This is a genomic window from Kitasatospora cystarginea (assembly GCF_039533515.1).
In the GTDB taxonomy this organism is placed as follows: domain Bacteria; phylum Actinomycetota; class Actinomycetes; order Streptomycetales; family Streptomycetaceae; genus Kitasatospora; species Kitasatospora cystarginea.
On record NZ_BAAATR010000022.1, the window covers coordinates 73,252 to 86,680 of the forward strand.

General features: G+C 72.1%; 14 protein-coding genes and 1 tRNA gene. 13 read left to right on the top strand and 2 right to left on the bottom strand.

Annotated elements, in window-relative coordinates; translation table 11 throughout:
- Nucleotides 1–54: 54 nt before the first annotated feature.
- Entirely contained in the window at nucleotides 55–1,530 is a 1,476-nt protein-coding gene (gene obgE, locus ABD369_RS23330; protein ID WP_344638457.1) for a GTPase ObgE, read from the top strand.
- Nucleotides 1,531–1,604: 74 nt separating this feature from the next.
- On the opposite strand, the gene ABD369_RS23335 is transcribed toward obgE, so the two are convergent.
- The gene (locus tag ABD369_RS23335; protein WP_344638458.1) at nucleotides 1,605–2,342 is read right to left on the bottom strand and encodes a hypothetical protein; all 738 of its coding nucleotides are present in this window, start codon (nucleotides 2,340–2,342) and stop codon (nucleotides 1,605–1,607) included.
- Nucleotides 2,343–2,652: 310 nt separating this feature from the next.
- Here ABD369_RS23335 and proB point away from each other — a divergent pair, with 310 nt between their 5' ends.
- The 5 genes from proB (at nucleotide 2,653) to ABD369_RS23360 (ending at nucleotide 7,813) form a co-directional block, all read left to right on the top strand.
- Nucleotides 2,653–3,789 (top strand): glutamate 5-kinase, encoded by a 1,137-nt coding sequence (proB, locus tag ABD369_RS23340; RefSeq protein WP_344638459.1) that lies wholly within the window; start codon nucleotides 2,653–2,655, stop codon nucleotides 3,787–3,789.
- Between the two features lie 79 nt (nucleotides 3,790–3,868).
- A complete protein-coding gene (locus ABD369_RS23345) occupies nucleotides 3,869–4,390 on the top strand; it encodes a hypothetical protein (RefSeq protein ID WP_425557741.1) in 522 nt (173 codons plus the stop codon).
- A 255-nt stretch (nucleotides 4,391–4,645) separates the two neighbouring features.
- Nucleotides 4,646–5,962, top strand: coding sequence for a glutamate-5-semialdehyde dehydrogenase (locus tag ABD369_RS23350; protein WP_344638461.1), 1,317 nt, complete (start codon nucleotides 4,646–4,648; stop codon nucleotides 5,960–5,962).
- A gap of 72 nt (nucleotides 5,963–6,034) precedes the next feature.
- Entirely contained in the window at nucleotides 6,035–6,661 is a 627-nt protein-coding gene (locus ABD369_RS23355) for an SCO2584 family spore wall biosynthesis protein (RefSeq protein ID WP_344638462.1), read from the top strand.
- Between the two features lie 90 nt (nucleotides 6,662–6,751).
- Nucleotides 6,752–7,813, top strand: coding sequence for an SCO2583 family membrane protein (locus tag ABD369_RS23360; protein WP_344638463.1), 1,062 nt, complete (start codon nucleotides 6,752–6,754; stop codon nucleotides 7,811–7,813).
- A gap of 84 nt (nucleotides 7,814–7,897) precedes the next feature.
- On the opposite strand, the gene ABD369_RS23365 is transcribed toward ABD369_RS23360, so the two are convergent.
- Nucleotides 7,898–8,938: a M48 family metallopeptidase gene (locus tag ABD369_RS23365; protein ID WP_344638464.1), complete on the bottom strand. Its 1,041-nt coding sequence runs from the start codon at nucleotides 8,936–8,938 to the stop codon at nucleotides 7,898–7,900.
- 196 nt (nucleotides 8,939–9,134) lie between these two features.
- Here ABD369_RS23365 and ABD369_RS23370 point away from each other — a divergent pair, with 196 nt between their 5' ends.
- The 7 genes from ABD369_RS23370 (at nucleotide 9,135) to ABD369_RS23400 (ending at nucleotide 13,408) form a co-directional block, all read left to right on the top strand.
- Nucleotides 9,135–9,296 carry a hypothetical protein gene (locus ABD369_RS23370; protein WP_344638465.1) on the top strand — a complete coding sequence of 54 codons (162 nt, stop codon included), beginning with the start codon at nucleotides 9,135–9,137 and terminating at the stop codon, nucleotides 9,294–9,296.
- Nucleotides 9,297–9,431: 135 nt separating this feature from the next.
- Nucleotides 9,432–9,578: a hypothetical protein gene (locus ABD369_RS23375; protein WP_344638466.1), complete on the top strand. Its 147-nt coding sequence runs from the start codon at nucleotides 9,432–9,434 to the stop codon at nucleotides 9,576–9,578.
- 120 nt (nucleotides 9,579–9,698) lie between these two features.
- Complete coding sequence (gene nadD / locus ABD369_RS23380) at nucleotides 9,699–10,328, top strand: nicotinate-nucleotide adenylyltransferase (protein ID WP_344638467.1); 630 nt, start codon at nucleotides 9,699–9,701, stop codon at nucleotides 10,326–10,328.
- Between the two features lie 16 nt (nucleotides 10,329–10,344).
- Complete coding sequence (locus tag ABD369_RS23385; RefSeq protein ID WP_344638468.1) at nucleotides 10,345–12,051, top strand: LCP family protein; 1,707 nt, start codon at nucleotides 10,345–10,347, stop codon at nucleotides 12,049–12,051.
- Nucleotides 12,052–12,150: 99 nt separating this feature from the next.
- A complete protein-coding gene (gene rsfS, locus ABD369_RS23390; RefSeq protein WP_344638469.1) occupies nucleotides 12,151–12,588 on the top strand; it encodes a ribosome silencing factor in 438 nt (145 codons plus the stop codon).
- A complete protein-coding gene (locus ABD369_RS23395) occupies nucleotides 12,585–13,232 on the top strand; it encodes a histidine phosphatase family protein (RefSeq protein WP_344638519.1) in 648 nt (215 codons plus the stop codon). The genes rsfS and ABD369_RS23395 overlap by 4 nt, the downstream gene beginning before the upstream one ends.
- Before the next feature lie 103 nt (nucleotides 13,233–13,335).
- Nucleotides 13,336–13,408: transfer RNA gene (locus ABD369_RS23400), tRNA-Ala, on the top strand.
- Nucleotides 13,409–13,429 lie beyond the last annotated feature (21 nt).

Below are 13,429 nucleotides of genomic sequence, written 5' to 3' on the forward strand. Positions count from 1 at the left end.
CCTCATGCTTTACCGCAGTTCCACATTTCTTTTCTTCGCTCTGGAGGCATACCGATGACCACCTTCGTGGACCGCGTCGAGCTGTACGTCGCCGCGGGTAACGGGGGCCATGGCTGTGCCTCCGTGCACCGGGAGAAGTTCAAGCCGCTCGGTGGACCCGACGGCGGCAACGGCGGCGAGGGCGGCAGCGTCATCCTCACCGTCGACGCCAACATCACCACGCTGCTCGAGTACCACCACTCGCCCAAGCGCAAGGCCACCAACGGCAAGCCGGGTGCGGGCGGCCACCGCACCGGTGCCAACGGCGAGGACCTGATCCTGCCGGTTCCGGACGGCACCGTGGTGCTCGACAAGCAGGGCAACGTGCTCGCCGACCTGGTCGGCCACGGCACCAGCTTCGTCGCCGCGGCCGGCGGCCGCGGCGGCCTGGGCAACGCGGCGCTGGCCTCCGCCCGCCGCAAGGCCCCGGGCTTCGCGCTGCTCGGCGAGCCCGGTGAGGCCCGCGACATCGTGATGGAGCTCAAGTCCGTCGCCGACGTCGCACTGGTCGGCTACCCGAGCGCCGGCAAGTCCTCGCTGATCTCGGTGCTCTCCGCCGCCAAGCCGAAGATCGCGGACTACCCCTTCACCACCCTGATCCCCAACCTCGGCGTGGTCACCGCCGGCGACGTTGTCTACACCGTCGCCGACGTCCCCGGGCTGATCCCGGGGGCCAGCCAGGGCCGGGGCCTGGGCCTGGAGTTCCTGCGCCACGTCGAGCGCTGCTCGGTGCTGGTGCACGTGCTGGACTGCGCCACGCTGGAGCCGGGCCGCGACCCGCTCTCCGACCTGGAGACCATCGAGGCCGAGCTGGCCGAGTACGGCGGTCTGGACGACCGTCCGCGCCTGGTCGCGCTCAACAAGGTGGACGTCCCGGACGGCCAGGACATCGCCGACCTCACCCGGGCTTCGCTGGAGGAGCGCGGCTACCGCGTCTTCGAGGTCTCCGCCGCCTCCCGCAAGGGCCTGCGCGAGCTGAGCTTCGCCATGGCGCAGATCGTCGCCGAGGCCCGGGCCGCCAAGCCGGTCCAGGAGGCCACCCGGATCGTGCTGCGGCCCAAGGCCGTGGACGACGCCGGCTTCACCATCACCGAGGAGGACGGCGCCTACCGCATCCGCGGCGTCAAGCCCGAGCGCTGGGTCCGCCAGACCGACTTCAACAACGACGAGGCCGTCGGCTACCTCGCCGACCGGCTCGCCCGCCTCGGTGTCGAGGAGGAGCTGTGGAAGATCGGCGCCCACGAGGGTGACACCGTCATCATCGGCCCCGAGGAGAACGCCGTGGTGTTCGACTGGGAGCCGACCATGGCTGCCGGCGCCGAGATGCTCGGCCGCCGCGGCGAGGACCACCGCCTCGAGAGCCAGCGCCCGGCCGTCGAGCGCCGCCGGGAGCGGCAGAAGGGCCGCGACGCGGCCGAGGAGGAGTACCTGGCCTTCGAGGCGCTCTCCAGCGGCCGCCAGGCCATCGAGGGCGACGACGAGGACCACTGAGTCCTGCGCAGACCACCGCGGCCCCTGCTTCCCGTCCGGGAGGCAGGGGCCGCGGTGTCGTTGCCGAGCGGACGTCACTTCGTCCAGGCGGCCTGGAGCTTGAGCAGGTCGACCATCTCGGTGTAGCCGACCATGGCGGGCGTCTTGCCGGTGGTGGAGATGATCGTGCAGCCCTTGACCTCGGTGCCCTTCGAGAAGCCGTGGAAGCTGGCGCCGGTGCACTTCGGCAGCGGCTTGTCGGCGCTCAGCACCGGTTCGCTGCTGTGGCCCGTGCTGTCGAAGACGACGAACTCCGAGTCCGGGGCGGTGAAGGAGAGGCTGGCGTCCCCGACGTTCTTCATGGTGTAGCTGACGTACATCGGGGTGCGGCCTGTCAGGCCGGCGGTGTTGAGCCCGGCGGAGGTCAGGTCCTGGATCGAACCGACCTCCACCCCGGTGACGGTGATCTGGAGCTTGGTGGAGACCTTCGCGAACTTGTCGGCGAAGTCGACGGTGACCGGCTGGCCGTACTTCACCGTGGTGGCGGCATGCGGAAGGCCGCCGGGACCACCGTTCGCCGCACCGCCGGAGGCCCCGCCTGATGCGGCCCCACCCGACGCGGTTCCGGCCGCGCTGCCGGCGGCGCCTCCGGCTGCTCCGCCGGTCGCTCCGCCGGAGGTGGAGGGTGCCCCCCTACCGCCGGCGGCCCCGCCCGTCGAGCCGGCGCTCGCGCCCCCGGTCCCGTTCGGGTCGTTCGGATCGCAGGCCGACAGCGAGAGTGCGGTTGCCGCGGCCAGGCCGGCTACGGCGAGCTTCATGGTGTGCGAACGCATTGGTGCGCTTACTCCTGGGCGTGCGCCCGCTTACCGTTGCCGGCCTGCCCGTGCGGGACCGCCCGAGACGAAACGGTCTTGAGACATGCGGGTACAGCGGGCAAGAAGCCGTCCCCCGATCTGGCTTTCGGTCAGGGACCATATCAGTCGGTCGGGTTGGACCCCGAGCGAATGCGCAGGCGCCGGGGCGGCAGCCGTCCACCGGGTGAAATGCCGTGCGGGGGCGGGGCGCGAATCGCGTAGATTGCGAGGAACCGCCGGGCCCGGGCCCGTCGTATCCGCACCACACCAGCGAAGGGCACCAGCTCGAATGAGTGAGCAGACGCTTCGGGAGGAGGTGCTGACCGCACGGCGGATCGTGGTCAAGGTCGGCTCCTCCTCACTCACCACCGCCGCCGGCGGTCTGGACGCCGACCGGGTCGACGCCCTCGTGGACGCGCTCGCCAAGGTGCGCAGCCGCCCGGACGCCCCCGAGGTGGTCCTGGTCTCCTCCGGTGCCATCGCGGCCGGCCTCGCCCCGCTCGGTCTGGAGAAGCGGCCCAAGGACCTGGCCCGCCAGCAGGCCGCCGCCAGCGTCGGCCAGGGCCTGCTGGTGGCCCGCTACACCGCCTCCTTCGCCCGGTACGGCGTGCGCGTCGGCCAGGTGCTGCTGACCGCCGAGGACGCCAGCCGGCGCGCCCACTACCGCAACGCGTACCGGACCCTGGACCAGCTGCTGGCGATGGGCGCGATGCCGATCGTCAACGAGAACGACACCGTGGCCACCGCCGAGATCAAGTTCGGTGACAACGACCGGCTGGCCGCGCTGGTGGCCCACCTGGTCCGGGCCGACCTGCTGGTCCTGCTCTCCGACGTGGACGGTCTCTACGACGGCGACCCCAGCAAGCCCGGCAGCAGCCGGATCGCCGAGGTGCGCGGCCCGCACGACCTGGACGGGGTCGAGATCGGCAGCGCGGGCAAGGCCGGAGTGGGCACCGGCGGCATGGTCACCAAGGTGGAGGCCGCCCGGATCGCCACCGGCGCGGGCATCCCGGTGGTGCTCACCGCCGCCAGCCAGGCCGCCGACGCGCTGGCCGGGCGGCCCACCGGCACCCTCTTCCTGCGCACCGGGAGCCGCTCCGCCGACCGGCTGCTCTGGCTGGAGCACGCCAGCACCCCGCGGGGCACCCTGCACCTGGACGCGGGGGCGGTCGAGGCCGTGGTCTCGGGCGGCAAATCGCTGCTGCCCGCCGGGGTCACCCGGGTGGACGGGGACTTCACCGCCGGTGATCCGGTGGACCTTCTTGGCGAAAACGGCCACATCGTCGCCCGAGGGCTGGTCAACTTTGATGCGAGGGAGTTGCCCCGACTGCTCGGCCGGTCCACCCGAGAGCTGGCCCAGGAGCTCGGCGCCGCCTACGAGCGCGAGGTCATCCACCGCGACGACCTGGTCATCCTGCGCGGCTGACCGCCTGCGGGGACCTGCCGGCGGCCGCTCCCGCCAGGGGGGAGGGCCGGGCGCGGTCGGCGCGGCCGGGCCGGACACGATGCCGAACAGGAGGCCGCCGGTGGCACGCAGGCGCGGAGCGCTGCCCGAGGAGTCGCCCCAGCGCAGGCTGACCAGCATCGCGGGCGGGCGGGTCGAAGGCGGCTCGGTCGACGAACGGTCCGACAGCGCAAGGAACTTGGGTTGCAGACCGAATGGCGCCGAGGGCCCCGAGGTGGACCAGGCCCGGCTCTGGCACGTGGTGCTCAGCGTGGCCGGGCAGGTCACGCCGCTCGCCGAGCTGCGCGCGGCGCTGGAACGGCTGGCGCACGACCACTCCTTCTTCCTGACGGCGCGCTATGCCGCGGACCACGCCGAGATCCGCTACTGGGAGCAGGCGCGCGACCTGCACGACGCCGCGGCGATCGCGCTGCGGCTGTGGGGCGAGCACAAGGCGTCGGCGAACTTACCGCCGTGGGAGATCGTGGGCCTAGAGGTGGTGGACCGGCCGACGTACCACAAACGGGTGGCGGAGGGCTTCGGGGATCCGCCACCGCAGCTGGGCGGGGTGCATCCGTACTGACGCGGGCGCCTTCCGGGGGCCCCTGAAACCGCGAGGCGGCCGGCCGGGTATTCGGCGGCGGAGGCGACCGCTGCGCCGGGACGAGCGGTCGCTCCGCGGAGACGGCGCGACCGCTCTGTTGGGCCGGCGCACGGAGAGCGTCTCCCGCCCCCGCACCTCTCCTCGCGCCCCGAGCGGCCGCCCATGCGTCCGGGGGCCGTCTCGGCCGTTGAAATGCGGCCGGTCGGCGCTGCAGCAGTCGCTACCCTTTCAAGCATGAGCAGCGATCACGCCACCGCCGACAGTCCCGTCCTCGCCGTCGCCCGCCGAGCCCGTGCGGCGGCCGCCGCGCTCGCTCCGCTGCCGCGCAGGGCTAAGGACGACGCGCTGCTCGCGATCGCCGACGCGCTGCTGGCCCGGAGCGGTGAGATCACCGCGGCCAACGCCGAGGACGTGGCCCGTGCCCGGGAAGCCGGTACCGCCGAGTCGGTGATCGACCGGCTCACGCTGACCGAGGAGCGGGTCGCCGCGATCGCCGCCGATGTCCGCAACGTGGTCGGGCTGCCCGACCCGGTGGGCGAGGTGGTGCGCGGCTACACCCTGCCCAACGGCCTGGACGTCCGGCAGGTCCGGGTCCCGCTCGGTGTGGTCGGCATCATCTACGAGGCCCGGCCGAACGTCACCGTGGACGCCGCCGCGCTCTGCCTGAAGTCCGGCAACGCGGTACTGCTGCGCGGCTCGGCCTCCGCCTACCGCTCGAACACCGCGCTGGTCGCGGTGCTGCGGGACGCGGTGGCCGCGGCCGGGCTGCCCGCGGACGTGATCCAGCTGGTCCCGGGCGAGAGTCGGGACTCGGTGCAGGAGCTGATGCGCGCCCGGGGCCTGGTGGACGTGCTGATCCCGCGCGGCGGCGCCTCGCTGATCCGTACGGTCGTCGAGGGCTCCACCGTGCCGGTGATCGAGACCGGTACCGGCAACTGCCACGTCTACGTGGACGCCAGGGCCGACCTCGCGATGGCCGTCGGCATCCTGCTCAACTCCAAGGCCCAGCGGGTCAGTGTGTGCAACTCCGCCGAGACGCTGCTGGTGCACCAGGACATCGCGGACGCCTTCCTGCCGCTCGCCCTCGACGCGCTGGCCGAGGCGGGAGTCACCGTGCACGGAGACGAGGCGGTGCTGAAGGCGGCCGAGGGCGGCCGGGCCACCGTCGTCCCGGCGACCGAGGAGGACTGGGAGGCGGAGTACCTGTCCCTGGACCTGGCCGCCGCCGTGGTGCCCTCGCTGGACGCCGCGGTGGAGCACATCCGTCGCTGGTCCTCCGGCCACACCGAGGCGATCGTGACCACCTCGCAGGCGGCCGCCCGGCGCTTCACCCAGCTGGTCGACTCGACCACGGTGGCCGTCAACGCCTCCACCCGGTTCACCGACGGGGGTGAGTTCGGCTTCGGCGCGGAGATCGGCATCTCCACCCAGAAGCTGCACGCCCGGGGCCCGATGGGCCTGCCGGAGCTGACCTCCACCAAGTACATCGTCACTGGTGACGGGCATGTGCGCGGCGAGGCGGCGCAGACCGTGGGCTCGGCCGAGTCCTGAGCGGGACGGTTCGTCCAAGGCCAACTGGCGGGAGCCACAGACAAACGGCGCGCCCGGTAATACCCTGAGTCCGTGGCTGAGGATGTGGGGGGCTCGCCGAACCCCGACGGCGCCGACCACGGTGGTGCGGACGACGAGTTCGCCACCGTGGTGCTCGACGAGGCATTCGTCCGGTCCGCCGCCGTGCACGAGCCGAGCGCCAGGGAACGCCAGCTGGCCGCCGCCGAGGCGAGGTTCGAGCCGGACACCGGACTGCTCGGCCGTGGCTACGAGATGACCGTCAGCGGGGAGGGGCTCCCGTTGGAGCTGCGCCCGCACCCGAGCCTGGACGACGACCGCCAATACCCTGACCCGTGGTCAGCCCCGGGCCGGGCCGGACGGGCCGCCCGGTGGCGCCGCAGGACCAGGTCCTTCGGCGGGTACGACCCGAGGCGGGCCGGCGGCGGCCGGTACGTGGCGCAGCAGCGCTGGCACCGCCCGGTGGCCTGGGTGCTGGCGGTGGTGATGGTGGTCGGGGTGGCCGCGGTGGCGGTCGCCGCGATCTACCGGGGGGCCGGCGGGGCCGCCGACTCCCCGCGCCGTCCGGAGACGGGTACCAGCCGTCCGGAGAGCGGTACGGCCGGTGCCGGTGCGACCGGCGCGGGCGCGACACCGAGCGCCCCGGTGGGTACCGCCCCGATGGCGCTGCAGACCGGGTGACGGGCGCCGCTCGCAGCGGTCGCCGGCTGCCGCTCAGAAGTTGCGTCGCAGGCCTCGAGACGGGCCGTACCCCGGTCTTACCCTGGTGTTATGGGTGACCCGCGCGAACCTCCGGAGGGTGTGCCCGACGGTGGTTCCGGAAACGAGGACGAGTACCGGTCCGTCGTGTTCGACGAGTCGTTCGTCCGGGCTGCCCGGATCCAGGAGTTGTCGGCCAGCGAGCGGCTCGGCGGCTACTCGCGGGGGGTGCGGCCGAGACTGGGTTTCGGCCACATCGGTTCGCTGCCCCGGCAGGCGGTGGCGCTGCTGCTGCTCGTCGTGATGGCGTTCGCGGCGGCGGTCTACTTCGGGGTGAGCTCACCGCGCCGGATGGGCGTCCAGCCGACCGGCAACCAATTGACCGTCAGCATGGCGGCGCTCAGCCCGAGTTCGGCGGTCCCGGCGGTGGCGGATCCGAAGAGCCCGTTCGCCGCGCTGCCCCCCGGCTACGCCGACGGCGCCGCGGGGCTCGGCATCCCCGCTGGTTCGGCCACGGCGCACTTCACCAGGATCGAGGTCACCCGGGCCCTGGACACCGTCCAGCACTTCCTGGTCGCCTCCGCGCTCAACCCCGCCACCCTCGTGCAGGGGGAGACGGGGGCGGTCCGCGCCCTGGTGACGCCCGGCGAGCAGGCGCAGTACGACCAGAGTCTGAACTCGCCGGGCGACGACCAGCACCACGCCGCCACGGGCTGGCTGGTCCGGTTCGACCCGGGCAAGGTGGCGTTGGCCGTCGACTCGGTCAAGGTGGCCGGCGGTATGAAGGTCACCGAGGCGGACAGTGCGACGCTGGAGATCGACACCGACCACACCTTGGTCTACGCGCTGCGGCCGGCCGGGACGGACACCTCCGCGCCGGTCAGCCTGTTCAGTGTCCGGCGCGAGCTGCGGTTCGAGTTCGACCACACGGACATCGGGGCGGGCCGGGCGCGGCTGGTGGACGCGGTGCTGCAGGCCGGGCCCATGGCGTGCGGGGCACCGCTGGCCGACCACCTGCAGCCGCTGCTGGCCGGGCAGTCGGCCGGCACGCCGCCGGCAGTGGATCCGGCCGATCACACGGTGCCGGCCTGGCAGGTGTGCGGGGTGCTCGGTCCGCTGGGCGCCGGGCACTGAGCTCCACGGCGGACCGAGGACCGTACCCGGCGCGCGGGCGCGAGGAACGGCGCGACTGTGGTTCCGCGCGCCCGCGAGGTGGCGCTAGTCCTCGTCGGAGTGGCGGGTGCCGGTGAAGGTGTCGCGGAGCTTGCCGCCGACGGTGCCGACACCGCCCGCCACATCGCGCAGCAGGCCCATCAGCGGGTCCTTGCTCTCCTTGACGCTCCTGGAGTACGAGTCGGCGGCGGCCTTCCACTGCTCGCCGACCGAGGTGTCCGGGTCGTCCTCGCGGCGCGGGTAGGCGCCGGCCAGGATCGAGCGGTACTCCTCGCTCTCCGCCCACTTCTTCAGCTTGGCCACCCGGACCACCGCGAAGGGGTGGGTCTGCGGCAGCACCTGGAGCAGCTTGAGCACTCCGTCGCGCAGGTCGCCGGCCTTCTCGTACTCCTCGGCCTGCTCCAGGAAGGCGTCCACGTTCATCTCTGCCAGATTGTGCCCGCCGGCCAGCTTCATCAGGCCGCGCATGGACGCCTGGAGGTCCTGGCCGGCCAGCAGCCCGGCCCGGTCGCAGGAGAGCTCGGCCTTGCGGAACCACTCCTTGAGCGCGGTGATCACGGCGGTGATGGCGAGGTTGCCGAGCGGGAGCCAGGCGATCCGGGCGGCGATGTTGGTGAGGATCAGCAGCATCGTCCGGTAGACCGCGTGGCCGGACATCGCGTGGCCGACCTCGTGGCCGATCACGGCCCGCAGCTCCTCCTCGTCGAGCAGCTCGACCAGGCCGGTGGTGACCACGATGATCGGGGTTTCCATGCCGATGCACATGGCGTTGACCGCCGGGTCCTGGGTCACGTACAGGTCCGGTACCCGCTCCAGGTCGAGCACGTAGGCGGCGTCGCGGACCATGTCGTACAGCTCGGGGAACTGCCGCTCGCTGGCGCGGACGGCGGTGGCCAGGAACATCAGGCGGACGCTGCGCTCGGAGACCAGGCCGGCCAGCTTCTTGAGGACCTCGTCGAAACCGGAGAGCTTGCGCAACGAGACCAGGGCGGAACGGTCCGCCGGGTGCTCCCAGGCCCGGGTGGAGATCCCGGGGAAGCGTTCGCGGCGGCGGCTCGGCGTGCTCGGCTTGGTCATGTCGGTCATGTGAGTACCTCCTGGTCGATGCCGGCACCGGCTCACGTCCGGCCCCCGCTGCTGTTGGCTACAACGCTTGTTCGTCCGTACTCGTCCCCGCCGCCCACGGTACGCCGGGGGTGCCGTCCGCCGTCCGGAGTGCCCGGGGCTACCCTGGGCCTACCGGAGGTCCCGCGGGACCGTCACCCGTCCTGAGGAGCCCACCATGTCCACTGTCGAGAGCCTCACGCAGCTGGCCGGGCCGATCTCCACGGAGTCGGGCCCCGGGCTGTTCCTGCGGATCATCCTGGTGGCGTCCTTCGTCGGTGTCGGCCTGCTGGTCTGGATCATGGCGCGGGCCTTCCGCAGCGGCAACGGCGGCAACTGATCCCGTGCGGACGCCTACGGGGGGTCAGACGCGGTGGGCCGCCGCGCGGTTGCCGAAGGACCACCCGTACGATAGGGACGCTGGCCACCGGCCCGCGTCCTGGTCCCTCACCCGAGCCGAGAAGGTCTGCCGACCATGAGCAATAACGTTCTGCCCGCCGTTTCCCGGATCGCCGAGGGTGGCAACCACGAGAGCCTCAACCCGCTGGTGACCGGCGGCTCCGCCTTCGTGATCCTGCTGCTGCTGCTCTTCGTGACCACGCGTTTCAACCGCGACCGCTGAGCAGCGCGCTCCTACTGATCGGTGACGAGGAGCGTCCGGCGGTCCGCCGGACGCTCCTCGTCGTTGTCCCGGCGTCCGGGCTTGTCCGGGGGTAACGCGGGTCGCGTAAGGTGTGGCGGCATGGGACAGCAGGCCAAGACCCCCGGCGGAGCGGCGAAGCGGCGCCTAGGCGTGATGGGCGGCACCTTCGATCCGATCCACCACGGGCACCTGGTCGCCGCCAGCGAGGTGGCGAGCGCATTCCACCTCGATGAGGTGATCTTCGTGCCGACCGGGCAGCCGTGGCAGAAGAGCCACCGTGAGGTGACCCCCGCCGAGGACCGCTACCTGATGACGGTCATCGCCACCGCGGAGAACCCGCAGTTCTCGGTCAGCCGGATCGACATCGACCGCGAGGGCCCCACCTACACCGTGGACACCCTGCGCGACCTGCACGCCCTGCACCCGGACGCCGAGCTGTTCTTCATCACCGGCGCCGACGCGTTGGCCCAGATCCTGTCCTGGCGCGACTCGGAGGAGCTCTTCGAGCTCGCCCACTTCATCGGTTGCACCCGCCCGGGGCACACCCTGTCGGACGCCGGGCTTCCGGTGGGCGGGGTCTCCCTGGTGGAGGTGCCCGCGCTGGCCATCTCCTCCACGGACTGCCGGATGCGGGTCGCCAAGGGCGAGCCGGTCTGGTACCTCGTCCCGGACGGCGTGGTCCGTTACATCCACAAGCGGGCGCTGTACGCGCCGGCCCAGCAGCCTTGATCCCGGGAGGCGCCGCGTGACCGGAACGGCAGACCGCAGGGGACCGGAGGACGGCTGGTACCCGCAGCCTGGCTACGACGGGTACGGACGGCCTGAGCACGGCCAGGACCCGCAGTACTCGCAGGGCCAGTACCAGTACGGGCAGCAACAGGGGTACCCGCAGGAGCAGTACCAGGGTTATCAGCAGCAGCCGTACGAGCCGCAGCAGTACCAGCAGCAGGGCTACTACCAGCAGCCGCTGCAGGAACCGGTGCACGATCCGTACGGGCAGCCCCAGCACCCGTACCAGCCGCAGCAGCAGGAGTACTACTACCAGCAGCAGCCGGCGGCCCAGCCGGTGGTGCAGCCGGTCGTCCCCGCGCAGACGCCCGCGGAGACGGCGCCGGCCGCCGCGGCGCCGGTGCCGCCGCAGGTGCGGCGGTCGGCTCCGGCCCAGCCGGCGGCGAGGCCGAGACCCGAGCGGACCGAGCCGGACGACCCCTACGTGACGGGCGAGTTCACCTTCCTCGACGAGGAGGCGGAGGAGACCGAGGACGTCATCGACTGGCTGAAGTTCGCCGAGTCGCGGACCGAGGTCAGGGCCGAGCGCAAGCGCAGGCTGCGCAACCGGCTGATCGCGGCCGTGGTGGCGCTGGTCGTGCTCGCCGGTGGCGGGGTGGGCTACCTGTGGTGGAGCGGGAAACTGGGCGGCACCAAGACCGTCGCGGCGGCGGCCGGGGGGCGGCAGGTGAACGTGGTCCAACTGCGCGATCTCAACGGCAAGGTGACCAGTGTGCTGCTGGTCAACGACGCGGGCGCGCACAAGGGCTCGATCCTGCTGCTGCCGGACATCCTCAAGCTGCCCAGTGCCGGTGACTCCCCGACGGTCCCGATCGGGCAGGCGATGGACACCGTCGGCGCCTCCGCCACCAGGGAGGGCCTGAAGACCGTGCTGGGCGCCCCGGTCGCCGGTACCTGGCGGCTGGACACCCCGTACCTGCAGCTGCTGGTCTCCCAGCTCGGCGGCGTGCGGGTGGACACCAACGCGGACGTGAAGGGGGCGGACGGCAAGGTCACCCCGGCCGGCAAGGGCACCACGCTGTCGGGTGACGCGGCCGTCGCGTACGCCACCTACCAGGCACCCGGCGAGGGCCGGGACGCCCAGCTGGCCCGGTTCGGGCAGGTGCTGGACGCGGTGGTGCGGGCCATGCCGACCGACCTGCCCGAGGCACAGGACGACGTGCACCGGATGAACGCGGTGCTCGACCCGTCGCTGCCCGAGCAGGCGCTGGCCGGGGTGCTGGCCCAGCTGGCCCAGCTCGCGAAGGACGGCGCCTTCAGCACCAGCACGCTCAAGGTGCAGCCGGACGGCACGCTGGACGAGGCGACGGCGGGCGCGCAGGTCAAGCAGGTGCTCGGTGGCACGGTGCACAAGGCCCAGAGCGGCACCGGGACGCCCCGGGTCAGCATCGTCAACGCCTCGGGCAACGACCAGGCGGCGACCTCGGCGCTGGTGCAGGTCTCCAACGCCGGTCTGAACGTGGTCCCGAGCAGCGGCAAGTCGGGCAGCACCCAGGCGACCAGCGAGATCCGCTACACCGACGACGCCAGGGCGGCGGCGGCGAAGTCGCTGGCGACCACGCTCGGTCTGAACGAGTCGGCGGTGAAGAAGACCACCGACGCGCAGAACGCCGACCTGGTGGTGGTGCTGGGCAAGGACTACCAGCCAGGCAAGAACCCGTAGCCGCCTGCGGATCGAAGGCCCCGGAGAATTCTCCGGGGCCTTCACGCGTTCATGAGATCCTGGAAACCGTATCTGTGTACAACGAGCGGGAAGAACACCGTGACTGCCACTGACCGGAGCCAGGAACTGATCACCGTCGCCGCCCAGGCGGCGGCCGACAAGCTGGCCCACGACATCATCGCCTTCGACGTCAGCGAGGTGCTGTCGATCACCGACGCCTTCCTGATCGCCTCGGCAAACAACGACCGCCAGGTCAGGTCGATCGCCGAGGAGATCGAGGACCAACTGCGCGAGCAACTGGACGTCAAGCCGGTGCGCCGCGAGGGCGAGCGCGAGGGCCGCTGGATCCTGCTGGACTACCTGGACATCGTGGTGCACGTCCAGCACTCCGAGGAGCGTTCCTTCTACTCGCTGGACCGCCTCTGGAAGGACTGCCCGGAGCTGCCGCTGCCCGCCGACGCGCTGGCGACCCGCAACCGTCCCCAGGACGTGGTCACCGACGCCAAGGGCAACGCCATCGCCGAGGACGAGCGCTGAGCCGCGCCGCAGGGGGCCCGCGCGTCGTCTTCTGGCGGCACGGCCAGACCTCCTGGAACCTGGAGTCCCGTTTCCAGGGCACGACCGACATCGACCTGACCGACCAGGGGGTCTTCCAGGCCAAGCGGGCGGCCAAGCTGCTCGCGGGCCTGCGTCCCGACCTGCTGATCTCCTCGGACCTCACCCGGGCCCGGCGCACCGCCGCCGAGCTCGCCAAGGTCAGCGGCCTCGAGGTGGACCACCACGAGGGCCTGCGGGAGACCTACGCGGGCGAGTGGCAGGGGCTGACCAATGCCGAGATCAGGGCGCGGTACCCGGAGCAGTACGAGGCGTGGGCCAAGGGCGAGCCCGTCCGGCGCGGCGGCGGCGAGCTGGCCACCGAGGTGGCGGACCGGTCCGTCCCGGTGGTGCTGGCGGCGGTCGAGAAGCTGCCCGTGGACGGCACGCTGGTCGTGGTCAGCCACGGCGGGACCATCCGCACCATGATCGGCCGGCTGCTCGGCATGGAGGCGGACCTGTGGGAGCGCTTCGGCGGTCTCTCCAACTGCTGCTGGTCGGTGCTCGGCCAGGGCACGCGGGGCTGGCGGCTGCTGGAGCACAACGCCGGCACGCTGCCGCAGCCGGTCATCGGAGACGAGACCTGAGGCCGTCCGAACGACGGATTTCGCAGTTCCGGGCCTGACCAGCTAGAGTCTTCCTCGTTCGCAGGAAAGAACGCCGACCGGCAGGGAGGCGGGAATCCTCCGAGGGGCTGTAGCTCAGTTGGTAGAGCGCTTGCATGGCATGCAAGAGGTCCGGGGTTCAATTCCCCGTAGCTCCACTCCGCGTCGGCGGTCCGAAA